Raw genomic sequence first — 25,884 nt, forward strand, 5'->3', positions numbered from 1 at the left:
TTTTCTCTCAGCGGTCGCGGTCGACCACCATGTGGGCCAGCGCGCGCAGGGCTGCGGTATCCGCCAGGCCGCTCTTTTCGAGGGCGGCGAGCGCATCGGCCAGCAGCTGGCGGGCCTGGGCGCGCGCGCCGTCGAGGCCGAGCAGCGACACATAGGTGGGCTTGTCGGCCGCGGCGTCCTTGCCGGCGGTCTTGCCCAGGGTCTGCGAATCGGCCGTGACGTCGAGGATGTCGTCGACCACCTGGAACGCGAGGCCGATGGCCGCGCCGTAGTCGCGCAGCGCGGCCAATGCCGCAGGAGTGACCGAACCGCAGGCGGCGCCCATCTCGACGCTGCCCTGCAGCAGCGCGCCAGTCTTCAGGCGGTGCATTTCGCGCAGCTGCGTTTCGTCAAGCGCAATGCCGACGCTGGCCAGGTCGATGGCCTGGCCGCCGGCCATGCCCTGGCTGCCCGCAGCGCGCGCGAGCAGGCGGCACAGCAGGGCCTGGGTGGCAGCGGGAATCTCGTCGCCAGCGGGCGTGAGCAGCTCGAAGGCCAGGGCCTGCAGCGCGTCTCCGGCCAGCAGGGCATCGGCCTCGCCGAATTTCACGTGAACGGTGGGCTTGCCGCGGCGCAGCACGTCGTTGTCCATGCACGGCAGGTCGTCGTGCACCAGCGAATAGGCGTGAATCAGTTCCGTAGCGCAGGCCGCACGCAGGGCGGCGGCGCGGTTGCCGCCGACGGCCTCGCTGGCGGCCAGCACCAGCAGGGGCCGCAGGCGCTTGCCGCCGTCGAGCACGGCATAGCGCATGGCGTCGCCCAGCAGCACGGGGGCGTCGACGCCGACCCAGCGCGACAGCGCCGCTTCGACATTCGCCAGGTGGGGGTCGCTCCAGCCGGCTAGCGTGCGGGCGTCCCAATGGCTGGATTTCAGCGCGGCGGCGCTCATTCAGGCGTCCAGACCTTCAGGCTGCCCGAATCGAGCACCTTGATCTGGTCTTCGACCGCCTGCAGCTTGTCGCGGCAGAAGGCGAGCAGCGCCGCGCCGCGCTGGTAGCTGACTAGCAGCTGGTCGAGGGGCAACTGGCCCGATTCGAGTTCCGCCACCAGTTGCTCCAGTTCCTGGAGCCCGGCTTCGTAACTGGCAGGCAGCGGGCCCGTATCGGGCGTTGCCGCCGGGCTGGACGAGGAAGGGGGGGGCACCTTGGGCATGCAAGCGAAACGTGGGTGAAATCGGGCATTTTAGGACTGGGATCGAAACAACTGGCGACCGCCGCCGGCCTGGGTGAAAAGCCGGGGGCACAAAAATGCCCCCCGGGTACAATGCGAACTTCTCTCGTTGACGACGTCAACACCCTCTCCGGGCCGCCGACTCTTCCTGGCGGCGCCTTCCGTTCTTTTCTTTTTTCTCCCTGTGGGGAGCTTGGTCAGGTCCTCCATGTCTGATTTAAGTCTTCAACTGCAGCAGGCCGCGAGCCAACTTCCAGTTTCCGCGTATTTCGACGAGGCGCTCTACGCCCGCGAAATGCAAAACCTTTTCGCGCGAGGGCCCCGCTACGTCGGCCATCGCCTGGCCGTGCCCGAAATGGGCGACTTCCACACCCTGCCGCAGGAGCATCAGGGCCGTGCGCTGGTCCATACGCCCAAGGGCGTAGAGCTGATTTCCAACGTCTGCCGCCACCGCCAGGCCCTGATCCTCCAGGGACGGGGCCAGCTCGACAACCAGGCCGGCGGCAACATCGTGTGCCCGCTGCACCGCTGGACCTATGCCGCGAGCGATTCGCGCACCACCGGCACGCTGATCGGCGCCCCGCATTTCGAGCAGGACCCCTGCCTGAACCTGCACAACTACCCGCTCACCGAGTGGAACGGCCTTCTTTTCGAGAAGAACGCAGACGGCTCGGGCCCCGACGTGGCGGCCGACATGGCCGGCCTCGGCCCGCAGGCCGACCTGGATTTCAGCGGCTACGCGCTCGACCGCGTCGAGCTGCACGAGTGCAACTACAACTGGAAGACCTTCATCGAGGTCTACCTCGAGGACTACCACGTCGGCCCGTTCCACCCGGGCCTGGGCAGCTTCGTCACCTGCGACGACCTGCGCTGGGAGTTCAAGCCCCACTATTCGGTGCAAACGGTAGGCGTGGCCAACCGCCTGGGCCGCGCGGGCAGCCCGGTCTACCAGAAGTGGCAGGAGCAGCTGCTCAAGTACCGCGACGGCAAGCCGCCGAAGTACGGCGCCATCTGGCTCACTTACTACCCGCACGTGATGGTCGAGTGGTATCCGCACGTGCTCACGGTGTCGACCCTGCACCCGGTGAGCCCGACGAAGACGCTCAACATGGTCGAGTTCTTCTACCCCGAGGAAATCGTCGCCTTCGAGCGCGAGTTCGTCGAGGCCCAGCAGGCCGCCTACATGGAAACCTGCGTGGAAGACGACGAGATCGCCGAGCGCATGGACGCCGGACGCCGCGCGCTGATGCTGCGCGGCGACAACGAGACCGGCCCCTACCAGAGCCCGATGGAAGACGGCATGCAGCAGTTCCACGAGTGGTACAAGGCCGCGATGCAGAAACCAGCCTGAAACCGGCCCGCCCCGCACTCGCCGGGGCACTCTTTTTCCTTACCTTAGAGTCGAAACGATGCAAGCGCTGTGGATGGTGCTGGGGGCCTTTTTGTTCGCCACGATGAGCGTGGTCGTGAAAGTCGCCTCGGAGTGGTTCAACAGCGGTGAGATGGTGCTGGGCCGCGGCCTCATCGGCATCGTGTTCCTCTGGCTGCTGGCCCGCAATCGCGGCGTCTCGCTGGCCACCCGATACCCCGGCATGCACGCCTGGCGCAGCACCATCGGCGTGCTGTCGCTGGGCGCCTGGTTCTATGCCATCGCCCACCTGCCGCTGGCCACGGCCGTCACCCTCAACTACATGAGCAGCGTGTGGGTCGCGGCCTTCCTGGTCGGCGGCTCGCTGCTGGCCTGGGTGCCGGTGCCCGGGCGAGACGGCCGCGTGGAGCGCCCGCCGCTGCAGGGCACGATGGTGCTGACCGTGCTCGCCGGCTTCGTGGGCGTGGTGCTGATGCTCAAGCCCAGCGTCAACGGCAGCGAGGGTTTCGCGGGCATGCTGGGCCTGCTGTCGGGCCTTACGGCCGCGTTTGCCTACATGCAGGTGATGGCGCTGTCGCGCATCGGCGAACCCGAGCTGCGCACGGTGTTCTATTTCGCGGTCGGCTCGGCCGTGGCCGGAGCCTTCGCCACGGCGGCCACCGGGTTTTCGGACCATGGCTCATGGACCTGGCAGCATGCGATGTGGCTGCTGCCGATCGGATTGCTGGCCGCCCTCGGACAACTCTGCATGACCCGCGCCTACGCCACCGCCAAGACCCAGGCCGGCACACTGGTGGTGGCCAACCTGCAGTATTCGGGCATCGTGTTCGCGGCGTTCTACAGCGTGGTGCTGTTCAACGACCGTATCGATGCCACCGGCTGGGCCGGCATGGCCCTTATCATCGCCAGCGGCATTGCTGCAACCGTGTTGCGACAACGGGCGGTGCCCAAGGCGCCGGCCGAGGAACACTGACTCTTTCTGCATTGACCTGACCAGAGAAGGACACACACCATGTACACCACCCTCATCAGCGTCGAACAACTCCACAAGCTGCAATCGACGGACACGCCTCTCATGGTGTTCGACTGCACCTTCGACCTCATGAAGCCCGAGAGCGGCGCGCAGCAATACGCGGCCGCGCACATTCCGGGCGCGCTGTACGCCAACCTCGACACCGACCTCAGCGCAAAGCACGGTGCCCCCGGCGCGCACGGCGAGGTGGTCGTGGCGCAGGAAGACGGCCTGCCCGCCTCGGGCGGACGCCATCCGCTGCCCAGCCGCGAGAAGTTCGCGGGCTGGCTCTGCAGCATCGGCTTCGCCAACAACATGCAGGCCGTGGTGTACGACCGCAACGGCGCCAACTACTGCGGCCGCCTGTGGTGGATGCTCAAGTGGATGGGCCACGACGCCGTGGCCGTACTCGACGGCGGCCTGCAGGCCTGGCAGGCCGCGGGCGGCGAAGTCACGAGCAGCGAGGAGCCCGCACGCTTCCAGTCGAACTTCGTCATGGGCGAGCCGATTGCGAAGCTCGTCACCACCGACACAGTAGTGCGCCGGCTCGGCCAGCCTGACCAGAACCTGATCGACGCACGCGCCGGTGCACGTTACCGCGGCGAGGTGGAACCTCTGGACCCGATTGCCGGTCACATCCCCGGGGCCCTCAACCGGCCTTTCGCCGAGAACCTCGGCCCCGACGGCAAATTCAAGCCGGCATCGCAATTGCGTGCCGAGTTCGAAGCGCTGCTCGCGGGACGCGATGCGGCGACAGTCGTCCACCAGTGCGGCAGCGGCGTGAGCGCCGTGCCGAATCTGCTCGCCATGCAGATCGCGGGATTCGGGACGACCGCGCTCTATGCCGGCAGCTGGAGCGAATGGAGCAACACGCCGGGGCTGCCGACCCGGCAAGGCGCTGAACCATGACATTGACGACGACGAATCGACGTTCCCGAAGCCTTGGCCGCACCACCGGCCTCGCCATCGCCGCCGCCCTCCTCGCGGCCGCCCCGTTCCTCACCGCGCAGGCCCAGCAACAGCACGCCCACGTGCACGGCCAGCTCAAGCTCGACGTGGCCGTCGACGGCCCCACGGTGGTGATCGACATGGAATCACCGCTCGACAACATCGTCGGCTTCGAACGCGCACCCAAGACCGACGCCGAGAAGAAGCTCGTCGAGGAAGCAGTTGCGCAGCTGCGCGCGGCCGACAAGCTCTTCATCGTCGATCCGGCAGCCAACTGCAAGCTCGGCCCGGTCGACCTGCGCTCCGGCGCGCTGGGCCTGGGCAACCCCGACCCGAGCGAGCCCGTCGGCCATGCCGACCTCGACGCCACCTTCTCCTTCAATTGCACCAACGCGGCCGCCGCGAAGTTCATCGACCTGAACCTGTTCAGCGTGTTCAAGGGCCTGCGCCAGATCGACTCGCAGATTGCCACGGCGCAAGGCCAGTTCAAGCGCCAGCTCAAGCGCCCGGCAGGCGCGCAGGCAGCGCAGCCTGCTCGATTGAGCTGGGGCAAGTAACACTGTGAGTACCCATCCCGAGGCAGAGTCTTCGCCCTTGCGCGTCGTGCTCGCCGCCGAAGCGCTGCGCTTCGCATGGCCCGGCGTGAAAACGCCGTGCATCGACATCGAAGCCTTTCGTATCACCGCAGGCGAATCGGTGTTCCTGCATGGCCCGAGCGGCTGTGGCAAGAGCACACTGCTGTCTCTGCTGGCCGGCGTGCTGGTGGCCAACGAAGGCCGCGTCACGCTGCTGGGGCACGACTGGTCCAAGCTCTCGGGCGCCGCGCGCGACCGCAGTCGCGTGGCGCACGTGGGCTACATCTTCCAGCAGTTCAACCTGCTGCCGTACCTGAGCGTGATCGACAACGTGCTGCTGCCCTGCCGCTTCTCGCAGCGGCGCGAGGCCAATGCCGCGCGCAACGGCAGCTCGCGCGACGAAGCCGAGCACCTGCTCCACCAGATGGGGCTCGACCGCAATCTGTGGAAACGCCAGGCCCTGCAGTTGTCCGTCGGCCAGCAGCAGCGCGTGGCCGCGGCGCGCGCTCTCATCGGCCAGCCCGAAGTGGTGATTGCCGATGAGCCCACTTCGGCACTCGACGAAGACCGACGCGAAGCCTTCCTCGACGTGCTGTTGACGGCCTGCGCCGAGAACCACAGCGCGCTCGTATTCGTGAGCCATGACCAGCGCATCGCGCAGCGCTTTGTGCGACACGTGCTGCTGCCCGAGATCAACCGCGCAGCGAGCAGCGCGATGGCGGTGGACGCATGAAGGCACTTTTCTCGATTGCCTGGCGCAGCGCCTGGAACCGCCGCTTCACGCTCGCGCTGACGGTGTTCTCGATCGCGCTGTCGACCTTTCTTCTTCTGGGTGTGGAACGCATCCGCACCGAGCTGCGCGAGAACTTCGCATCCTCCGTCTCGGGCACCGACCTGATCGTGGGCGCGCGCACCGGCTCCACGCAGCTGCTGCTGTACTCGGTATTCCGCATCGGCGCGGCCACCAACAACATCTCGTGGAAGAGCGTGCAGGCGCTGTCAGAGCACCCTGGCGTCGACTGGGTGGTGCCGCTGTCGCTCGGCGATTCGCACCGCGGCTTCGCGGTGCTGGCCACCTCCACCGACTACTTCACGCACTTCCGCTACGGCGACAAGCAGACGCTGAAGCTGCGCGAGGGCAAGCCCTTCAACGAACTGTTCGACGCGGTGGTCGGCGCCGAAGTGGCCGACAAGCTCGGCTACCACGTGGGCCAGAAGATCACGCTCGCGCACGGCAGCGGCGAGCTCAACGTGGCCGAGCATGCGGACAAGCCCTTCACCGTGGTCGGCGTGCTCGCGCGCACCGGCACGCCGGTCGATCGCACAGTGCACATCGGCCTCGCGGCCATGGAAGCCATCCACCTCGAATGGGTGGGCGGCGCGCCGATGCCTGGCGTGCACATTCCGGCCGAGCAGGTGCGCAAGTTCGACCTCACACCCAAGAACGTGACGGCCGCGCTGGTGGGCCTGAAGAACCGCGCCGCCGTGTTCGGCGTGCAGCGCTGGATCTCGACCTACACCGGCGAGCCGCTCATGGCCATCCTGCCCGGCGTGGCGCTCGACGAACTGTGGAGCGTGATCGGCATCGGCGAGAACGCACTGCTGCTGATGTCGGCGCTCGTCGCACTGGTGAGCCTCGCAGGGCTGGTGTCTGTGGTGATGGCCGGGCTCAACGAACGCCGCCGCGAACTCGCCGTGCTGCGCGCCGTGGGCGCGGGCCTTCGCCACGTGCTGGCGCTGCTCGCACTCGAAGGCGCGATGGTCACCGTGCTGGGCGTGGCCTTCGGCGTGGTGATGGCGGTGCTCGGCATCGCCCTGCTCTCGCCATGGCTGCAGGCACAGTTCGGGCTGACATTGAGCCTTTCAGAACCTACACTGAACGAATGGCTGCTCATGGCAAGCCTGCTGGTCGCTGGATGGCTGGCAAGCCTCTTGCCTGGCATCCGCGCCTACCGACTCTCCCTTGCCGACGGCCTCTCACCGAGGATTTGAATCATGCCCATTGCCATGCCCATCGCAAACACGACGTTCACGAGCAAAGCTTTCATCCGGCTTTCAATGATGGTCGCAGGTGCCGGTCTCGCAGCCGCCGCCTGGGCCGCCGAGCCCGCGCCCAAGGACACCACCGCCACCAACCCATTGGGTGGCAAGGCTGCAGCGCCCGCCGCAGCCAAGGCCACGCCGGGCCAGCCACGCCAGATCACCTGGGAAGAACTGGTGCCCAAGGACTGGGACCCGGCCAAGGAGTTCAAGGGCATGGACCTGAGCGCGCTCGACGATGGCGACCCGCGCGCCAACGAGCTGCTCATGAAGATGCAGGAGGTGTCGAACAACGCGCCGACCAACCCCGCGATGAACGGCACCGAAGTCAAGATTCCGGGCTTCATCGTGCCGCTCGAAGAGGCCAAGGGCGAAGTCACCGAGTTCCTGCTGGTGCCCTACTTCGGCGCCTGCATCCACACGCCGCCGCCGCCCGCCAACCAGATCCTGCACGTGGTGCCGCAGAAGGGTGCCAAGTTCCGCGCCATGGACACCGTGTGGGTCACCGGCAAGCTGCAGACCCTGCGCAACGACTCGATGATGGGCGTGAGCGGCTACCACGTGAGCGCCGCCACCGTCACCAAGTACACGGGCGGCGCCAAGTAACCCCTGCCGTGTGGTTCTGCGCCGACAGGTTTGACGGCGCACCACCGACACAGACCGTTGCATCCACGGCGCAGGCTTTGTCATCGCCTGTTGCCGCGCACCGTTGAAAGAGTTCCGGACACGACGCAGGCGTCCTCATGGAACTCCAGATGACAACAAATCTCCCCCTCGCCCCGCGACTGCTGACGATCTCGCTGTGCATCGGCGCTCTGGTCCTCGCAGGCTGCGACAAGACCCCCAGTACGCCGGCTGCCGCACCCACTGCCGCCGCCACAGACCCGGCAACCACCATGCCCGCACCCTCGGTGCCGCAGACACCGGCCCCAGCGGCAGCCCCGGTGCAGGCCACCTACACGCCGCCCTCAGCCGAGCAGCTCTACCAGATGGTCGCACCCATCGCGCTCTACCCCGACAAGCTGGTGGCCCAGGTCCTGGCCGGTGCCACCTACCCCGAGCAGATCACCGCCGCGCACGAATGGCTTGCGCAGAACCGCAACCTCAAGGCAGGCCCGCTGTCCGACGCGGCCAACCAGCAGCCCTGGGACCCGAGCGTGAAGTCGCTCACCGCGTTCCGCCCCGTCATCGACCAGATGGCCGGCAACATCCCGTGGACCGAGGCACTCGGGCAGGCCTACTACAACGACCCGGCCGACGTGATGAACGCGATCCAGGTCATGCGCCAGCGTGCATCGAAGGCGGGCCGCCTCAAGAACAACGACAAGCTGCGCGTGGCCAGCGCCGCACCGCCGCAGAACTACGCGCCCTCGCCGGACATGCAGCCCATGTACGCAGGCCCCGCGATGATCGAGCCGCCGCCGCAGTTCATCACCATCGAGCCCGTGCAGCCTGACGTGGTGTACGTGCCGGCGTACGACCCGCAAGTCATCTACGGCGAGCCGCAGCCGATCTATCCCGGCTATGCCTATGCACCGCCGGTCGAGGTGGTGTCGCGGGGCTACAGCGGCGGCCAGGTGGCGGCTGCCGGTGCGCTCGCGTTCGGAGCCGGCGTGATCGTGGGCGCCGCGCTGGAGCGGCACGACTGGGGCTGGCACTCGTGGAACATGAACTGGGGCGCACCGCGCGGGCGTGACCGCGATCGCGGGCCGGCGGTGCAGCCGGCCTTCGCCCGGCCGGCCGTGGTCTACAACAACAGCACCTACATCTCGCGCTCGACCACGGTGGTCAACAACAACGTGCGCAATGTCTACAACAACAATGGCGGACCGCGCGGCGCGCTGCCGCCGGGGGCGCCGCCACCCAACTTCGCGGCCGGCCCGGGCCCTGCGCAACAGCAGCAGGCACTGTTCGCGCAGCAGCAACAACAACGCCAGCAGCAACAGCAGCAGGCGGCGCTTGCGCAACAACAGCAGCAACAGCAACAACAAGTCCGCCAGCAGCAAGCCCTGATGCATCAACAGCAGGCGCAGCAACAAGCCCAGCAACGTTCGCAGCAGCAGACCCAGCAGTTGCAGGCACAACAGCAACAACAGCAAGCGCGCGAGCAACAGCAGCAGGCACGCCAGGCCCGGCTCCAGCAGCAGCAACAGGACCCTGCGCACCGCCAGCAAGGCCAGCCAGTGCAACAGGCACAGCTGGCGCAACAGCAGGCGCAGCAACAGCAGCGCCAACAGCAGCAGGCGGTGCAGGAACAGCAACGCCAGCAGCACCAGCAACAGGCCCAGCAAGAACAGTCGCGCCGCCAGCAGATGCAGCAGCAACAGCAGGCGCAGCAACAGGCCCGCGCACAACAGCAGGCCCAACAGCAGCAACAGCAGGTCCAGCGCCAACAAGCACAACAGCAGCAGGCCCAGAACCAGGCCCGGCAGCAGCAGCAAGCCCAGCAGGAGCAGCTACGCCGCCAGCAACAGGGGCAACAACAGGCACAGCAGCAGGCCGCGCGCGCACAACAGCAGCAACAGGCGATGCAACAACAGCAGCAGCAACGTCAGCAGCAGATGCAGCAACAGCAGGCCCGCGCCCAGCAACAGGCGCAGCAGCAACAACAACAGATCCAGCGCCAACAGCAACAGCAGCAGCACCAACAGCAGCAGGCCCAGCAGCAGCAACAGCGCGCGGCCGCTGCAGCAGCAGCGGCTGCGGCGCGGCGCCCGCCGGGCCGGCCCGGCGAGCCCGGACAGCAACAGCAGTAGCGCGCCCGCGCCGTCGGACGCCGTCTATCAGTTCTTGCCGATCTCGGTCAGCAGCCGCGTGACGAGATAAAGGCGCGGCACGATCGAGTCGACTTCGATGTACTCGTCGCGCGCGTGGTAGCCGAAGCCCGCGAGGCCAAAGCTCTCGACCACCGTCGCCTTGCCCGAACGACCCGCATAGCCCGCGTCGGTGCCGCCGCCGGTCATCGGCGTCAGCGCGAGGTCGCGGTCGATTTCCTTGTAGATGGCCTGCGCCTTCTCAGCCAGCGCGCGGCCCTTGTCGCCCGCGATGAAGGCCGGGCGGCCCACTTCCACCTTCACCGTGGTCTCGGTATCGGGAATGAGCTTGCCGGCCGCGATCTTCGCCTGCAGCACCTCGTTGAGCTTCTTCTCGGCACCGGGCTGCGTGATGCGGATGTCGCCCAGCGCCTGCGCCTTCTCGGTGATCTGGTTGATCGGGCCAGTGGCGCGCGCCACGGTCCAGTTGAGCGTCACGCCGGGGATGTCCTTGGCGAGATCCTTGGTCTGCAGCATCTGGTACGACAGCTCGTACAGCGCGTTGCGGCCCAGTTCGGGCGCGGCGCCGGCGTGTGCCGCGCGGCCTTTCACTTCCATCGTGGCTTGCGCGATGCCGGCCGCGCCCAGCAGCAGCGACTCGCCCTTGGCTACCGACTTCGCCGCCGTCGGCTCGAACGACAGCACTGTGTCGTGCTGGTCGGCCATGGTGGCGATCAGTTCGCCGGAACCGACCGAGCCCACTTCCTCGTCGGGGTTCATCAGCACGGTGAGCGTGTCGTAGTCGCGCCAGCCAGCATCGGCCAGGATCTTCAGCGAGGCCATCATCACGGCCAGGCCTCCCTTGTCGTCGGCGATGCCGGGGCCGTAGATGCGGTTGCCATCGACCTTGTAGGGCTGGCTGCTCAGGATGCCCGGCGCATACACCGTGTCCATGTGGCCCTGCAGCATGATCTTGCGCTTGCCCGTGCCCTTGATCGTGCCGATCACGAGGTCGGCGCCCGCGCCGGCAGTGGCCTTGCGGCGCTCGGTCTTGAAGCCGGCAGCCTTCAGGCGCCCTTCCACCACGTCCGCCATCTTGAGCAGGCCGTCGACGTTGAGGCTGCCCGATTCGATCAGCACCATCTCCTTGAGGTTGTCGATCACCGCGGGCTGTGCCTTCTCGGCGGCGGCGAGCAGCTTCGCATCGGGCGCGGCGTGTGCACCGGCGACGACACCGAGCGCCAGGCTGCAGGCCAGGGCCATGGAACGAAGCGGGAAGGAGGACAAACGCAAGCTCATGGTGTTTTTCTCGGGAGTGAATGACGGCACACAGCATAGCCACGCGCTCGTGCCGTGCGAGCAAATCGGGGACACGGCAACGACAGGGTTTGCCCGACTGGTCCGCCGCAGGGCTCCATACGCAAAAGCTACCGCAATGCATTCCGGAAAATGTATTTGTGGATATGCATGGCGGCTCCTAGCATCGGCCGCATCAGCGCCAAAGAGCAGCTGCATCCATCAGGAGACAAAAACATGTCATCGCTTCCACTCGCCGGGGCCAGCCGCCCGCCACGCGCCCTCCCCTACGCCAGCCGCTTCTCGATCGTCGTCTGCTTCCTGATCGCATTGATCGACGGCTACGACACGCTGATGCTGTCCTTCGTCGCGCCGCTCATCTCCAAGGAATGGGGCATGCCGCCCGGCGCCTTCGGCAAGGTGTTCGCCGTGAGCTTCGCGGGCGCTGTGGTGGGCGCACTCTCCGTGGGTGCGGCGGCCGACCGCTTCGGCCGCCGGCGGCTGCTGCTCGCTTCGATCCTGGTGGCAGGCGGCTTCATCCTGCTGAGCGCGACATCGGCCAGCCCGGAGCAACTGATGCTGTGGCGCTTTCTCTCTGGCATCGGCCTTGGCGGCGCGATTCCCACCATTTCGGCACTGGCGGCCGAGCATGCGCATCCGGATCAACGCAGCGCGACGGTCTCGCGCATGTTCCTGGGCTTTCCCATTGGGGCGGTGGCCGGCGGCGCCATCACGGCGGCGCTGATGCAGTCGGTGGGCTGGCGCGGCATCTTCATCGGTGGCGGCACGCTCGCGCTGGCGCTGCTGCCGCTGGTGTTCGCAATATCCGAGTCGGGGCGCACGAGCACCACGGCAGCGGACGCAAGCCCCGCCCATGCCAAGCGCCCGCTCGCCGAACTCGTCGCAGACGGACGCGGCCCGGGCACGGTGCTGATCGCCACCGCTGCCTTCATGATCCTGCTGGTCAGCTACTTCCTGCTGAGCTGGACACCCAGCGTGCTCGCCATGAACGGCATGAGCCCGCAGCGCTCGGCGCTCGCTGGCGTGATGCTCAACGTGGGCGGCGTGGCCGGCGCCTTCGCCATGTCCTTCGTGGTGGCGCGGCGCAGCCCCTTCGGACCGGTGGCGCTGTGCCTGGCGCTGGGCGCTGCGCTCGTGCCCTTCTTCGGCTTCCACATCGTCGGCAGCGAGGTCGCCGCCTTCTGCCTGGTGTTCGCCATCGGCCTGCTGGTGATCGGCGGGCAGATGAACATCCCCGCGCTGTGCGTGCACTTCTATCCGGCGAGCGTGCGCGCGACCGGCGTGGGGCTGTCGATGTCGGTCGGCCGCATCGGCTCCATCGTGGGGCCGCTGGTCGGTGGGCTGCTGGTGGGTGCGAAGTTGCCGTGGGGGCAGCTGTTCTTGCTCGCCGCGATCCCGGCCTTCATCGCGGCGGCGGCCCTGGGCTGGATCGCTTACCGCAAGCCGCGCGGCTGACAGATCGTCGTCAGCGCTTGCGACTCGACGCGACCTGCGTGCCGCGCAACAGCCGCAACAGGCTGTCGAGGTGCGGATTGGCGTCTGCATCGCGGTAGCCCAGATACAGGCTCGACACCGCGTCCTTGTCGAGGATGCGGCTGTACAGCACCCCTTCGAGCTGGATGCACTGCGTGTCGGCCGGCACGATGGCCACGCCGAAGCCCGCCGCCACCAGCCCGACCATGGTCGAGGCCTCCCGCGTCTCGTGCATCACCGCCGGGCGGAAGCCCGCCTTGGCGCACAGCTCCTGCACCTTCCAGTACAGGCCGATGCCCGCGTCGCGCGGATAGACGATCAGCGGCACGTCCTTCAGTTCGCGGATGTGGATGCCCTTGCCACGCGTGAGCACGTGCTGCTGCGGCATCGCCGCGACCAGCGGCGCCGAGTACCACTCCTCGATGGTCACGCCCACCGGAATGCTCACATTGGGCTTGCGCAGCACGCCGAGGTCGAGCTCGCGGGCATTGATGGCGTCGAGCTGATGCATCGACGCCATTTCCCGCAACTGCAGCTCGACCGCCGGAAAGCTCGCGCGGTACTGGCGAATGCCCGACGGCAGCGCCGTCGTGAGCATCGACGACGCAGTGAAGCCCACGTTGAGCTTGCCGACCTCGCCCGCCGCCGCGCTCTGCACTTCGTCCTTCGCGCTCTGCACCGAGGCAAGGATGGTGCGCGCCCGGTCGAGAAAGTGCCGCCCGGCCTGCGTGAGATACACGCGGCGCTTGTCGCGCTCGAAGAGCTGCACGCCCAACTCTTCTTCGAGCCCGCGAATCTGCGTGCTCAGCGGCGGCTGTGCCATGTAGAGGCGTTCCGCGGCGCGGGTGAAGTTGAGTTCTTCCGCCACGGCGACGAAGTAGCGCAGGTGTCGAAGTTCCACGATATCTCCAGCGTATCGAATGCAATCCGAATCCGGTATTTCCGGATATGACACCCATTCTCTAGCATCCCTTCACACCTTTACAACCACAGAGACAAAGGAAGAACCCGCATGGTGCAAGACAGCGCAACGGCGTCCGCCGACGCCGCATCGACCAACCTCGTCGTGAGCCGACTGCGCCAGCGCCTGCCGGTGACGGCGCTCGGCATCCGCGCCTCGCGCACGCCCGACATCGCACGCATCGCCAAGGCCAGCGGCCACCACTCGATCTGGATAGACCTGGAGCACAGCAGCATCGCCATCGACGCGGCCGTGCAGATCTGCGCCGCTGCAATGGACATCGGCCTCATGCCCTTCGTGCGCGTGCCCGAGCGCGAGTATGGCGTGATCGGCCGGCTGCTCGACGGCGGCGCGGGCGGCATCATCGCGCCGCGCATCGAGACCGTGGCGCAGGCCGAAGACCTCGTGGCTGCCTGCCGCTTTCCGCCGCTGGGCCACCGCTCGGCCATCGGCACTCTGCCGCACGTGGGCTATCGCAAGATGGCTGCGGCGGATTTCAACGTCGCCATGAACCGCGCCACTGCGCTGAAGGTGCTGATCGAAAGCCCGCTGGGCATCGAGAACATCGAGCGCATCGCCGCGGTGCCGGGCATCGACATCGTGGGCATCGGCACCAACGACCTGAGCGCCGAGCTGGGTGTGGCCGGCGACTTCAAGCACCCGCTGGTTCGTGCCGCGCACGAGACGGCGCTGGCCGCCTGCCTGCGCGTGGGCAAGCCGCTCGCCATCGGCGGCATTGCCGACGCGGCCTACTCGGCCGAGCTGGTGCACCGCGGCGCGGCACCTTTCCTCATGACCGGCATCGACACCGACATGCTGCTGGCCGCCGCGCACGAGCGCGTCGCGAAGGCGTTGAGTTCGGTCGGCGTGGAGAACGGCGATGCGGTCGTGCGCTGAAGCAGCCCTGCGCCGCACAGGTGCCGTGCTCGCACTGCTGCTCGGCATGCTGGCCTTGCCGGGCTCGGCATTCGCCCAGGTTGCACAAGGAGCGACGACCCTCGTCGTGCCGACGCCGCCGGGTGGCCCCATCGACCGCGTCGCACGCATCGTGGCGCAGGGCCTGTCTTCCGTGCTGGGCGAACCAGTGGTGGTCGAAAACAAGGGCGGAGCGGCCGGCAAGATCGGCGTGCAAGCGGCGCTGCGGGCCGCGCGCGACGGCCACACGCTGATCGCGGTTTCGCCTTCCATCGCATCGGTCAATCCGGTGGTCGACAAGGCGGCGGGCTATGACCCGCTCAAGGACTTCGATCCGCTCGGCATCGTCGCCTTCAACGACGGCGTGCTGGCGGTGCGCGCCGACCTGCCCGTGACCGACATGCCGGGGCTCGTGGCCTATGCGAAGGCGCACCCCGGCACGTTGACATACGGCTCCTTCGGCGTCGGCACCAGCCTGCATCTGCAGACCGAGGAGCTGCTGCACACGCTCGGCATCACGGCGCGGCACGTGCCCTACAAGGGCGAGGCTCAAGCGATGAATGCGTTGATCGCGGGCGAGGTCGACATGATGGCCTACGTCACTTCGCCCATCGTGCCCTTCGTGGCGAACGGCCGCGCGCGGGCGCTGGCCGCCACGGCATCGACCCGCTGGGCTGCGCTGCCCGCGGTGCCGAGCTTCGCGGAGACCGGCATCGACGCGCTGCGCAACTACACCTACCGCTCGTGGGTCGGCATCGTGCTGCCGGCCGGTGTGCCGGCGGCTGCGCGGCAACGGACCACCGCAGCGCTGCGCGAGGTGCTGGCCCGGCCCGAGACGCTCAAGGCGCTCGAAGCGCAGGGCTTCGCGCCGGTCACGCCCGACGCCGAGACGATGCGCCGCACCGTCGCCGCCGAACTCGAGCGCAACCGCCGGCTGATTGCCGCTGGCGGCATCTCGCTCGAATGAGCCTTCATCGACTTTTTTCTCATCTTTTTTCCTTCGACACCATGAGTTCCCAGATCCTCACTTCCACGACCATGCGCGCACCCGACACGCTGGCGCGCCCCTCCTTCACCGTGCCTGCCGGCGCCTGCGACTCGCACGTGCACGTGTTCGAAAGCGAAGACCGCTACCCGCACGTCGACCAGCCGCACTACACGCTGCCCGACGGCCCGCTCACCAAGCTCGACGCCATGTGCGAGTCGCTGGGCCTGGCGCGCTACGTGATCGTGCAGCCCAGCTTCTACGGCACGGACAACCGCTGCATGCTCGACGCCCTGGACATCGCAGGCGAGCGTGCGCGCGGCGTGGCCATGGTGGCCGACAGCGTCACCGAAGACACGCTGCACGACATGCACCGCCGCGGCGTGCGCGCGCTGCGGCTCGACCTGTTCCTGCGCTCGGGCCTGCCGACCGCCGAGCTGGTGCAGTACATCCAGCGCAGCGTGCGCATGACGAAGGCGCTGGGCTGGCACCTGCAGTTCTACACGCCGGGCTGGGTGGTGCGCGACCTCATTCCGTACCTGGGCGACATCGACGCCGACTTCGTCATCGACCACATGGGCTACATGCTCGAGAGCGACGGCCTCACGCGGCAGGACTTCGACCTCCTGCTGAAGGTGCTGGCCGACGGGCGCGGCTGGATGAAGCTCTCCGGCCCCTACCGCGTGGCCAAGGACGGCAACTTCGAAAAGCTGCGCCCACTGGCGCACGCCATCGTCGACGCGCTGCCCGAACGCACCATCTGGGGCAGCGACTGGCCGCACATTCCCGACGGCGCGCGCGACACCGGCGAGCTGCTGAATCTGCTCGCGCCATGGGCGCCCGACGCACCGGCGCGCCAGCGCATCCTGGTGGACAACCCGGCGCGGCTGTTCGGCTTTGCGCCGATACCGCAGTAAGGTGCGAATGCCGAACGAAAGAACGACCGCGATGAAAAACATCCAGGACCTCGACACCTCCGGCGCGCGCGCGGCGGAGACCTTCATTCACGGCGGCATGCGCTACCTCGTGGTGCCCCAGCTCGCGGTCGACGTGACGGGGCAACCCGCGATGATCACCGTGGGCAACAGCAATATCGATGCGCTGGTCTACCGCTGGCAGGACGAGGCCTTCGTGCCGCACGCGCGACTGCCCGTGCCGGGGGGCGAGGACGCGGAGTTCTTCGAGATCGGCGGCCGCGCCTTCCTGGCCACCGCCAGCCTGAAGTCGGGCGCCGGTCCGTACGAGCTCAATGTCGACTCGGTCATCTTCGAACTGAAGGACGGCGCGTTCACCGAGTTCCAGCGCGTGCCCACTTTCGCGGCCAAGCAATGGACGCACTTCACCATCGGCGAACGCCACTTTCTGGCGCTCGCACAGGGCGTGGCGATGGAAGGCACCGAGGCCCGGAATCCGTCGAAGTCGGCCATCTACGAATGGAACGGCGAGCGCTTCGCCGAGTTCCAGGTCATCGACTCGACCTGGGGCTACAACTTCGCGTTCTTCGAGATTGGCGGGCAGCGCTTCCTGGCTTATGCCGATCACGTGGCGCGCTCGCGCGTCATGCTGTGGAGCGGCACGCGCTTCGAAGACTTCCAGCTGCTCGACGGCAAGACCGGCCGCGCTTTCCAGTTCTTCGAGGCACAGGGCGAAGCTTGGCTGGCCTTTGCCTGCCTGCACGACGACACCGTGCTGCTGCGCTGGAACGGCACCGGCTTCGTCGCGCACCAGACGCTGAGCGGCCCCGGCGGGCGCGAGTTTGTCTGGCGCGAAGATGCGCAGGGCGGCGAGCTGGTGCAGATCAACTTCCTGCTCGGCAGCCGCGAGGCGCCCATCACTTCGCTGACCTCGGTTGGCTACCGCTTCGCCGACGGCAAGCTGGTGCCGCAGCGCGAGTTTCCGACCTCCGGCGCCACCGATGCCTGCGCCTTCGAAGACAACGGCCATGCCTACCTGGTGGTGACCAACAGCCTCGGCGCCGACATCCGCTTTCGCACGCCGAGCAAGGTGTACCGGCTCGGCGCATAGACAGGAGCCCCACCATGACGGCAAACCCCAACTTCCAGAGCCCCGAGTTCCTGCGCCTCTTCGAGACCTACACCGCGAGCGCCGACAGCATCGGCGCGAAGATGACGCACGCCACCGCCGAGGCCGCGCCCGACGCGGCGCTGATCGTTGCCACGGCGGCCGACTTCATCCTGTTCCCCGGCAGGGGCAGGCCGCCGGAGGTCGAGGGCTACCGGCTCACGACGCGCGGCTTCAAGGAGCTGGCGGCGGTGTCGCACCTTGGCCCCGCACTGGCCTCGCTGGTGCGGCTGCGCGAACTCGACCCCGAAGGCACGCTGTGGCGCAGCGAAACCGAACGCCTGCTGGCCGCCACCGTGGCCGCGCGTGAAGCGAACAGCGTGGCGCTCTGGCGCGACGACATCGCGGTGCCCGCCTACCGGGGCCGCGAGACGGCCATCGCGAACATGGTGCACTACGCCTGCGAAGCCACAGAGCGCTACATCGAGCGCGCCCTCGCCCACCCCGAAACCCTCACTGCCGCCGACCTGCGCACGCACTACCTCGAAGCCACGGGCGATGCCATCGGCGCGAGCGTGCCGATGAACAAGGTGATGATCGCCACCTTCTTCCTCGTCGGCCTGGACACCGGGCACCGCGTGATCGCGTGGTTCGAGCGCCACCGCATCGACTGGGCGAACGCAATGGTGCTGATCGTGGGCAGGCAGGGCCGCCCCACCGCGGGCGTTACCTGGAGCACCAACGCCGTGTGCTCGATGATCCTCGCCTCGTCGCACCATGCGCTACCACTGGAGCGCGTGTACATCGCACCGCATGCACCGGCGCCCACCTTCACCTACCCCGTCGACCTGGCGGCCGTGTCTGCCCACGAGGCGCCGATGCGCAAGCTCTGGTGGGCGACACGGGCCATGAGCGACCTGGGGCCGATGATGTACGAGGGCTATCCGCGCTTCGCCCCCGGGCGTGGCGGCCGGCCGGTGCTGCAGCCCGACACCACCGAAGTCAGCGAGATGCCCGCCATCGGTGGACCGGAGGACTGGCATGCGCTCAACACCCGCATGCGCGTGATCCTCGAAGACCCGCGGCAACTGCTGGCAGGGTGCGTTACCGACTACGCGGCGGATCAGCTGCAGGGCAATGGCAACGAACCGCTGAAGGCGGTGGTGCCGGGCCTCGACGGCACGGACTACCCCGCGTATTTCTCCTGAGGGCTAGGCGCCCCTTCCGCTTGTTGGCGCCTTGGCCTTCACGGTCTTGGGTGCCGCGGACTTGGCCGGCACCGGCGCCTTGCGCGCCTCTCCCTCGCGCGCGGACTGCATGTGCCGGCTCTCGCCGATGGTCATGCCCACGATCCGCGCGAGCTGGCGGCTCACGCTGATGTACGCATGGCCGAGGCGGCTGTCGAAGTACAGCGAGTCGCCGCGCGCCATGTGCAGCACTTCGCCATTGTCGAAGTGCACCTCGATCTCGCCTGACAGCACATAGGCGAACTCTTCGCCCGCATGGCGCACGAAGTCTTCCGGTCCGTGGATGCGCCGCGCATGCACCGTGCCCACGATGGGGCTCATCTGCTTGCCCGCCGCCGTGGTGCCGAGGAACTCGTAGGCAATCGACAGCCCCCGGTACACCACGCCCTTGCCCGCGCGCGTGACCACCGGCCCGTCGAGCTGCGCGGGCTTGACGCCGGCGCCCGCGAACATCGCGTTCATGTCCATCTCGAGCGCGCGGCCCAGCGCGGTGAAGTTTTCATAGCCCAACGCCAACTGGCCGCGCTCGGCGCGCGAGATGGTGGTGATCGACACGCCCGAGCGCTCGGCCAGCTGTGCCAGCGTCCAGCCGAAACGCTTGCGCGCACTGCGCAGGCGATGACCGAAAGTGGTGCGGTCCAGCGTGGGCGGCTCGTCCTTCGGCTTTGTCGCCGTCCTGGTCCCTGTGTGTGGATTCACGCTTGGCTTTCTCTTGTGATGCAAGTGGATTCTGCCAGCCGGGCGGTGCGCCATCCATGCCAACCCGCATGACGCGGGCGCGGAAGTTGCGTATACGCAAATTGCGTTGACGCAAATTTCACCGAAGCGGTGCACCATGGTTTCCCCTTGGTGCCACCAAATCAATTTGCGTATCCGCAAATTTGTACCTACACTTTTTGCCGATGACTTCCAGCACCCCAACGCCCGTCGTGGCAGATTTCCTCGTGATCGGCGGCGGCATCGCCGGGGCTTCGGTGGCCCATTGGCTCGCGCCGCATGCCAGCGTGATCCTTCTCGAACGCGAGTCGCAGCCTGGCTACCACTCCACCGGCCGCTCTGCCGCCCTCTTCATGGAAAGCTACGGCACTCCGCAGGTGCGCGCCCTCACCATGGCGAGCCGTGCCTTCCTCGAACATCCGCCCGAAGGCTTCTCGGAGCACCCGCTGCTCACGCCGCGCGGCGCGATGATGGTCGCGGGTGCCGACCACATGGCCGAGCTCGAAGCCCACTGGGAGGTGCTGCGCGCCATGGACACCGGCGCCTCGCGCCTGAGCGGCGAGCAGGCCCGCGAGATGGTGCCGGCGCTGCGCCCCGAGCAAGTGATGGGCGCGGTGTACGAACCCGATGCGTCCGACATGGACGTGCACGCCATCCACCAGGGCTACCTGCGCGGCATGCGGCGCGCTGGCGGCAAGCTGGTGTGCGATGCCGGCGTGACGGCCATCGAGCGCGTGGGCGAGCGCTGGCGCGTGGAGGCCGGCGGCGCCGTGTACGAGGCGCCCGTGGTGCTCAACGCGGCGGGCGCATGGGTCGACACCGTCGCGCGCATGGCGGGCGTGCCGCAGCTGGGCATCGAGCCGCGCCGGCGCTCGGCCTTCATCTTCGCGCCGCCCGAAGGCCAGAGCGTCGCGCACTGGCCCATGGTGTTCGGTGCCGACGAGGGCTGGTACATCAAGCCCGACGCCGGCATGCTGCTCGGCTCGCCGGCCAATGCCGATCCGGTCGAGCCGCAGGACATACAGCCCGAAGAGATGGACATCGCCATCGCCATGCACCGCATCGAGGAAGCGACCACGCTCGCCATTCGCCGGCCCACCCGCACCTGGGCCGGCCTGCGCTCCTTCGTGGCTGACGGCGACCTGGTGGGCGGCTTCGAGCCCGGCGTGCCCGGCTTCTTCTGGGTGGCGGCGCAAGGCGGCTACGGCATCCAGACATCGGCCGCCATGGGCGAGGCCTGCGCCGCGCTGGCACGCGGACTGCCGCTGCCGAAGCGCATCGCCTCCTTCGGGCTCACGGCCGAGATGCTGGGCCCGCAGCGGCTGCGCACGGCCACGGCCTGAGCGCGGACGCACGACAAAAAACAACCCACTCCAAGAGACATCACCATGCGCGTCTTCAGTGCCTCCCTCGCCACCGAAACCAACACCTTCGGCCCGATGCCGACCGGCCTCGCCTCCTTCAAGGACCGTGGCTACTTCCCCGCCGGCAAGCACCCCGAAGCGATGACTCTGTTCTCGGGCCCGCTGTGGGCCGCGCGCATGCGCGGCGCCGACAAGGGCTGGACGCTCTTCGAAGGCATGGTGGCCGGCGCGCAGCCCAGCGGTACCACCACGCGCCACGCCTACGAAACCCTGCGCGACGAATTGCTGGCCGACCTGCGCGCTGTGCTGCCGGTCGACATGGTGCTGCTCGGCCTGCACGGCGCGATGGTGGCCGACGGCTACGACGACTGCGAAGGTGACCTGCTGGCGCGCGTGCGGCAGATCGTCGGGCCTGGCGTGGTGATCGGCGCGGAGCTCGACCCGCACAACCACCTCACGCCCGAGATGGTGCAGAACTCCGACCTGATGATCTCGTTCAAGGAGTACCCGCACACCGACGTACTCGAACGCGGGCTGGAGCTGGTGGACCTCTGCGCCGCCATGGTCGAAGGCAAGGTCAAGCCGGTGGCCGCGGTGGTCGACTGCGACATGATCGTCACGGTCCATACCTCGCGCCAGCCGGCGCGCGGCTTCGTCGAGCGCATGCAGTCGCTCGAAGGCAAGAACGGCGTGCTGTCGGTGTCGCTCACGCATGGCTTCTCTTGGGGCGACGTGTCCGAAATGGGCACCAAGGTGTTGGTCTACACAGATGGCAACCAGGCCCAAGCCGACGCTCTTGCGCGCCAGCTCGCCGACGAGGTCATCGCCATGCGCGACGGCCTCACGGTCAACTACCCGAGCATCGATGCCTCGCTCGACGAAGCGCTGGCCTTCGACGGCGGCCCGGTGGTGCTGTCCGACGGTGCGGACAACCCCGGCGGCGGTGCGGCAAGCGACTCCACCTTCATCCTGCGCCGCATGGTCGAGCGCGGCATCACCAACGCGGCGCTGGGCCCGCTGTGGGACCCGATCGCGGTGCGCATTGCATTCGACGCAGGCGTGGGCGCCAGGCTGCAGATGCGCATCGGCGGCAAGATCAGCCCGCTCTCGGGCGATCCGCTGGATCTGGAATGCACCGTGAAGGCGCTGAAGCACGACCTGGTGATGACGGGCCTGGCCGGCACGCCCACGCTGATGGGCGACAGCGCGCTGATCGAGGCGAACGGCATCGAGATCGTGCTGATCACGCTGCGCAACCAGGCGATGGGCACCGACCTGTTCACGCAGCTGGGCTGCGACCTCGCCGCGAAGAAGATCATCGTCGTGAAGTCGTCGCAGCACTTCTATGCCTCGTACTCCAAGGTGGCGAAGCACGTCATCTACGCGGGCGCACCGGGCGCCGTGACGCTCGATCTGAACACGCTGCCGTACCGCAAGGCCCGCCTGCCCAAGTGGCCGATCGGCGTCGCCGCCTGACCTCTTTTTCTTTCCTTCGCCCCCGACCGGAGAACCGACGATGAAACGACGAACGCTTGCCGCCCTCGCTGCCCTGGTGCTTTCCCTTCCGGCGTTCGCCCAGACGCCGCCTCCCAAGACGCTGAAGGTGGTGGCGCACGCCGACCTGAAGATCCTCGACCCGACCTTCACCACGGCGTACATCTCGCGCAACTTCGGCTACATGGTCTACGACACGCTGTTCGCGCAGGATGCGAGCGGCAAGCCCCAGCCGCAGATGGTCGATAAGTACACGACCTCGAAAGACGGCAAGCAGTGGAGCTTCACGCTGCGCCCGGGCCTCAAGTTCTCCGACGGCAGCGCCGTCACCTCGGCCGACGCCATCGCCTCGCTGCAGCGCTGGGCCGCACGCGACAGCCTGGGCCGCGCGATGGTGGCGAGCGGCGCCGAGTGGAAGGCAACCGATGCGCGCAGCTTCACGCTCACGCTCAACGAGCCCTTCGGCATGGTGCTCGAGGCGCTGGCCAAGCCCTCGGGCTTTCCGCCGGTGATCCTGCCCGAGCGGCTGGCCAAGATGCCGGCCACCGCGCCGCTGACCGAGGTGCTGGGCTCCGGCCCCTTCATCTTCAAGCGCGACGAATGGGTGCCGGGCAACAAGACGGTGTTCGTGCGCAACCCCAACTACGTGGCGCGCAGCGAGCCGCCGAGCGGCCTGTCGGGCAGCAAGAAGAGCAGCTTCGATCGCGTCGAATGGCTCTACCTGCCCGACGCCAACAGCGCGGTGGCCGCTCTGAAGCGCGGCGAGGTCGACCTCATCGAACAGCTGCCGCCCGACTACATCGCGCCGCTGCGCACCGACACCAGCGTGAAGATCGGCGCCTTCGGCACCTACCAGGGCTTCCTGGTGATGAACCAGCTGCACCCGCCCTTCGACAACCCGAAGGTGCGCCAGGCGCTGCTGCAGGCCGTGAGCCAGGAACGCTTCGTGGCGGCCATGGGCTTCCCGCTGGACATGCGCATGGCCTACTGCGCCACCTACTTCATCTGCGGCAGCCCCAACGACACGGCCGCCGGTGCCGACCCCTACCGCAAGGCCGACGTGGCCAAGGCCAAACAGTTGCTCGCGGCCTCCGGCTACAAGGGCGAGAAGGTGGTGCTGATGGTGCCCAGCGACGTGCCCTACCTCAACGCCGAGGCGCTGATGGCCGCGCAGACAATGAAGAGCATCGGCCTGAACGTCGACGCACAAAGCATGGACTGGGCCTCCATCGGCGCGCGCCGCGCCAAGCGCGATGCGGCCGACGCGGGCGGCTGGAACATGTACGTCACCGTGGCCGGCGAATTCGACGCCAACTCGCCCATCGCCAATGCCTACCTGGGCGCGGCGTGCGGCAACACGCTGCCCGGCTGGCCCTGCGACAAGCCGCTCGACGAGCTGCGCACCGCATGGCTGAAAGAGACTGTGCCGGCCAAGCGCAAGGAGCTGCTCGACGCCTTCCAGCGCCGCGCCTACGAAGCCGTGCCGTACATCAACGCGGGCCAGTACTCGGCCGCGTTCGCCGCGCGCGCCAGCCTCAAGGGGCTGGACAAACTCTGGGCCGGCCTGCCGACGGTCTGGGTACTCGACAAGTAAGACGAAGCGCCAGCACAAGGCATCGCCATGGGCTACATCGTTCGACGCTTTCTCTCGACGCTCCCGGTCATGGCAGTGGTGGCCGTGGTGGTGTTCCTGCTGATCCACCTGTCGCCGGGCGACCCGGCCGCGCTCATCGCGGGCGACCTCGCCACCACCGAGGACATCGAGAAGCTGCGCGCCGCGCTCGGCCTGAACCTGCCGCTGTGGCAGCAGTTCGCGCTTTGGGTCGGCAAACTGTTCACCGGTGACCTCGGCACCTCGATCTTCACGCAGATGCCAGTGGCGCAGCTGCTGGGGCAGCGGCTTGAGCCGACGGTGTCGATCGCCGCGCTGACCATGCTCATCACGCTGGTGGTGTCGGTGCCGCTGGGCACGCTCGCGGCGCATCGCGCGGGCAGCTGGATCGACCGGCTGGTGATGCTGTTCGCGGTGCTGGCCTTCTCGGTGCCGGTGTTCCTGGTGGGCTACCTGCTGGTCTACAGCTTCGCGGTCCAGCTGCCGTGGTTTCCGGTGCAGGGCTATGTGCACTTTGCCGAGGGCCCGGGTGAATGGCTGCGTTCGCTGGTGCTGCCCTGCGTGAACCTCGCGCTGGTGTACATCGCGCTGGTAACGCGCATGACGCGCGCCACCGTGCTCGAAGTGCTGCACGAGGACTACATCCGCACCGCGCGTGCCAAGGGCCTGGGCGTGCTGCCGGTGCTGGGGCATGCGCTGCGCAACGCGGCCATTCCCATCGCCACCACTGTCGGCGCGGGCATCGCGCTGCTGATCGGCGGCGTGGTGGTCACCGAAACGGTGTTCGCCATTCCGGGTGTGGGCCGGCTCGTGATCGATTCGGTGCAGCGGCACGACTACCCGGTGATTCAGAGCGTGCTGCTGCTGTCGGCGGGGGTGTACGTGCTGATCAACCTGCTGATCGACCTGAGCTACCGCCTGTTCGACCCGCGCATCCAGTACTGATGAAGAAGAACCCCACGCAATGTCCACGGTCCTTCCCTTGAACACCATCCAGACACCCGACGCCGCGGCCGACGACGAAGCCCCTTTCGTGCCGCCGCGCTGGCGCTGGGTGCGCAAGCACCCCACGCTGATCATCGGCGCGCTGCTGCTGATCGCGGTGGCCATTCTCTCCATTGCCGCGCCGTGGATCGCCACGCACGATCCGCAAGACATCGACCCGCTCGCGCGCATGCAACCGCCTTCCGGCGAGCACTGGTTCGGCACCGATGCGCTGGGGCGCGACGTGTTCAGCCGCGCCGTGTGGGGCGGTCGCGTGTCGATGATCGTGGGCGCCGCGGTCGCGGTGCTGGCCACCTGCTTCGGCATTGCGCTCGGGTTGGTGTCGGGCTTCGTGCGCTGGGCGGACGGGCCCATCATGCGGGTGATGGACGGGCTCATGGCCATCCCCGGCATCCTGCTGGCCATCGCGCTCATGGCGGTGACGCGCGCCAGCCTCGCGACAGTGATCGTCGCCATCACGGTGCCCGAGATTCCGCGCGTGGTGCGGCTGGTGCGATCGCTCGCGCTCACGTTGCGCGAGCAGCTGTTCGTGGAGGCCGCGCATGCGGTGGGCACGCGGCTGCCGGTGATCCTGGTGCGCCACGTGCTGCCGAACATCGTGGCGCCGTTGGTGGTGCAGGCCACCTTCGTGGCGGCGGCCGCCGTGCTGACCGAAGCCGCGCTATCGTTCCTCGGCGTGGGCGTGCCTTCGCAGACGCCCAGCTGGGGCAACATGATGGCCGAGGGACGCAACTTCGTGACGGTGGCGTTCCACATCATCCTGTATCCGGGGCTGCTGCTGGCGGCGACGGTCCTGGCGATCAACCTGCTCGGCGATGGCCTGCGCGATGCGCTCGACCCGCGCCTTGCGCGGCAACTGTGAAGGA

General features: G+C 67.9%; 24 protein-coding genes. 19 read left to right on the plus strand and 5 right to left on the minus strand.

Annotation, left to right across the window (positions count from 1 at the left end):
* Positions 1–7: 7 nt before the first annotated feature.
* Entirely contained in the window at positions 8–928 is a 921-nt protein-coding gene (locus NWF24_RS22920) for a polyprenyl synthetase family protein (protein ID WP_258350552.1), read from the minus strand.
* The gene (gene xseB / locus NWF24_RS22925) at positions 925–1,191 is read right to left on the minus strand and encodes an exodeoxyribonuclease VII small subunit (RefSeq protein ID WP_007829283.1); all 267 of its coding nucleotides are present in this window, start codon (positions 1,189–1,191) and stop codon (positions 925–927) included. The genes NWF24_RS22920 and xseB overlap by 4 nt, the downstream gene beginning before the upstream one ends.
* 226 nt (positions 1,192–1,417) lie before the next feature.
* Between xseB and NWF24_RS22930 the strand changes: the two genes are divergently transcribed.
* The 8 genes from NWF24_RS22930 (at position 1,418) to NWF24_RS22965 (ending at position 9,909) form a co-directional block, all read left to right on the plus strand.
* On the plus strand, positions 1,418–2,560 hold the full coding sequence (locus NWF24_RS22930) for an aromatic ring-hydroxylating oxygenase subunit alpha (RefSeq protein ID WP_093049970.1): 1,143 nt from the start codon (positions 1,418–1,420) through the stop codon (positions 2,558–2,560).
* 58 nt (positions 2,561–2,618) lie between these two features.
* Positions 2,619–3,551, plus strand: coding sequence for a DMT family transporter (locus NWF24_RS22935; protein ID WP_258350553.1), 933 nt, complete (start codon positions 2,619–2,621; stop codon positions 3,549–3,551).
* 39 nt (positions 3,552–3,590) lie between these two features.
* On the plus strand, positions 3,591–4,499 hold the full coding sequence (locus NWF24_RS22940; protein ID WP_258350554.1) for a sulfurtransferase: 909 nt from the start codon (positions 3,591–3,593) through the stop codon (positions 4,497–4,499).
* Positions 4,496–5,095, plus strand: a complete 600-nt coding sequence (locus NWF24_RS22945; RefSeq protein WP_258350555.1) for a DUF2796 domain-containing protein — start codon at positions 4,496–4,498, stop codon at positions 5,093–5,095. Before NWF24_RS22940 ends, NWF24_RS22945 begins: the two co-directional genes overlap by 4 nt.
* A 4-nt stretch (positions 5,096–5,099) precedes the next feature.
* On the plus strand, positions 5,100–5,846 hold the full coding sequence (locus NWF24_RS22950; protein ID WP_258350556.1) for an ABC transporter ATP-binding protein: 747 nt from the start codon (positions 5,100–5,102) through the stop codon (positions 5,844–5,846).
* Positions 5,843–7,105, plus strand: coding sequence for an ABC transporter permease (locus tag NWF24_RS22955; RefSeq protein WP_258350557.1), 1,263 nt, complete (start codon positions 5,843–5,845; stop codon positions 7,103–7,105). The genes NWF24_RS22950 and NWF24_RS22955 overlap by 4 nt, the downstream gene beginning before the upstream one ends.
* A gap of 15 nt (positions 7,106–7,120) precedes the next feature.
* Entirely contained in the window at positions 7,121–7,759 is a 639-nt protein-coding gene (locus NWF24_RS22960) for a DUF3299 domain-containing protein (RefSeq protein ID WP_258350558.1), read from the plus strand.
* A 149-nt stretch (positions 7,760–7,908) separates the two neighbouring features.
* Positions 7,909–9,909: a DUF3300 domain-containing protein gene (locus tag NWF24_RS22965; protein ID WP_258350559.1), complete on the plus strand. Its 2,001-nt coding sequence runs from the start codon at positions 7,909–7,911 to the stop codon at positions 9,907–9,909.
* A gap of 27 nt (positions 9,910–9,936) precedes the next feature.
* Here the strand turns inward: NWF24_RS22965 and NWF24_RS22970 are convergent, their stop codons facing one another.
* Positions 9,937–11,205, minus strand: a complete 1,269-nt coding sequence (locus tag NWF24_RS22970) for a M20/M25/M40 family metallo-hydrolase (RefSeq protein ID WP_258350560.1) — start codon at positions 11,203–11,205, stop codon at positions 9,937–9,939.
* 234 nt (positions 11,206–11,439) lie between these two features.
* Between NWF24_RS22970 and NWF24_RS22975 the strand changes: the two genes are divergently transcribed.
* Positions 11,440–12,678: an MFS transporter gene (locus tag NWF24_RS22975; protein ID WP_258350561.1), complete on the plus strand. Its 1,239-nt coding sequence runs from the start codon at positions 11,440–11,442 to the stop codon at positions 12,676–12,678.
* A gap of 10 nt (positions 12,679–12,688) precedes the next feature.
* Here the strand turns inward: NWF24_RS22975 and NWF24_RS22980 are convergent, their stop codons facing one another.
* Complete coding sequence (locus NWF24_RS22980) at positions 12,689–13,597, minus strand: LysR substrate-binding domain-containing protein (RefSeq protein ID WP_093075366.1); 909 nt, start codon at positions 13,595–13,597, stop codon at positions 12,689–12,691.
* A 111-nt stretch (positions 13,598–13,708) separates the two neighbouring features.
* Between NWF24_RS22980 and NWF24_RS22985 the strand changes: the two genes are divergently transcribed.
* Genes NWF24_RS22985 through NWF24_RS23005 form a run of 5 tightly spaced genes read left to right on the plus strand, consistent with a single transcriptional unit; the run spans position 13,709 to position 18,787 of the window.
* Positions 13,709–14,554, plus strand: coding sequence for an HpcH/HpaI aldolase family protein (locus tag NWF24_RS22985; protein ID WP_258350562.1), 846 nt, complete (start codon positions 13,709–13,711; stop codon positions 14,552–14,554).
* Positions 14,538–15,539 carry a Bug family tripartite tricarboxylate transporter substrate binding protein gene (locus NWF24_RS22990; RefSeq protein ID WP_258350563.1) on the plus strand — a complete coding sequence of 334 codons (1,002 nt, stop codon included), beginning with the start codon at positions 14,538–14,540 and terminating at the stop codon, positions 15,537–15,539. Before NWF24_RS22985 ends, NWF24_RS22990 begins: the two co-directional genes overlap by 17 nt.
* 41 nt (positions 15,540–15,580) lie before the next feature.
* Positions 15,581–16,474: an amidohydrolase family protein gene (locus tag NWF24_RS22995; RefSeq protein ID WP_258350565.1), complete on the plus strand. Its 894-nt coding sequence runs from the start codon at positions 15,581–15,583 to the stop codon at positions 16,472–16,474.
* A gap of 31 nt (positions 16,475–16,505) precedes the next feature.
* Positions 16,506–17,582, plus strand: a complete 1,077-nt coding sequence (locus NWF24_RS23000; RefSeq protein WP_258350566.1) for a hypothetical protein — start codon at positions 16,506–16,508, stop codon at positions 17,580–17,582.
* Positions 17,583–17,596: 14 nt separating this feature from the next.
* Positions 17,597–18,787, plus strand: coding sequence for a DUF5624 domain-containing protein (locus NWF24_RS23005; RefSeq protein ID WP_258350567.1), 1,191 nt, complete (start codon positions 17,597–17,599; stop codon positions 18,785–18,787).
* 3 nt (positions 18,788–18,790) lie between these two features.
* On the opposite strand, the gene NWF24_RS23010 is transcribed toward NWF24_RS23005, so the two are convergent.
* Complete coding sequence (locus NWF24_RS23010) at positions 18,791–19,525, minus strand: helix-turn-helix domain-containing protein (RefSeq protein WP_258350568.1); 735 nt, start codon at positions 19,523–19,525, stop codon at positions 18,791–18,793.
* A gap of 203 nt (positions 19,526–19,728) precedes the next feature.
* On the opposite strand from NWF24_RS23010, the gene NWF24_RS23015 reads away from it, so the two are divergent.
* The 5 genes from NWF24_RS23015 to NWF24_RS23035 are packed head-to-tail and all read left to right on the plus strand — an operon-like array spanning position 19,729 to position 25,880.
* On the plus strand, positions 19,729–20,886 hold the full coding sequence (locus NWF24_RS23015; protein ID WP_258350570.1) for an NAD(P)/FAD-dependent oxidoreductase: 1,158 nt from the start codon (positions 19,729–19,731) through the stop codon (positions 20,884–20,886).
* A gap of 45 nt (positions 20,887–20,931) precedes the next feature.
* Positions 20,932–22,383 carry a M81 family metallopeptidase gene (locus NWF24_RS23020; protein WP_258350571.1) on the plus strand — a complete coding sequence of 484 codons (1,452 nt, stop codon included), beginning with the start codon at positions 20,932–20,934 and terminating at the stop codon, positions 22,381–22,383.
* A 40-nt stretch (positions 22,384–22,423) separates the two neighbouring features.
* A complete protein-coding gene (locus tag NWF24_RS23025; RefSeq protein ID WP_258350572.1) occupies positions 22,424–23,995 on the plus strand; it encodes an ABC transporter substrate-binding protein in 1,572 nt (523 codons plus the stop codon).
* Between the two features lie 27 nt (positions 23,996–24,022).
* A complete protein-coding gene (locus tag NWF24_RS23030) occupies positions 24,023–24,958 on the plus strand; it encodes an ABC transporter permease (protein ID WP_093049926.1) in 936 nt (311 codons plus the stop codon).
* 19 nt (positions 24,959–24,977) lie between these two features.
* Positions 24,978–25,880 (plus strand): ABC transporter permease, encoded by a 903-nt coding sequence (locus tag NWF24_RS23035; protein ID WP_258350573.1) that lies wholly within the window; start codon positions 24,978–24,980, stop codon positions 25,878–25,880.
* Positions 25,881–25,884: the final 4 nt, after the last annotated feature.

This window comes from Variovorax paradoxus, assembly GCF_024734665.1.
Classification (GTDB): Bacteria; Pseudomonadota; Gammaproteobacteria; order Burkholderiales; family Burkholderiaceae_C; genus Variovorax.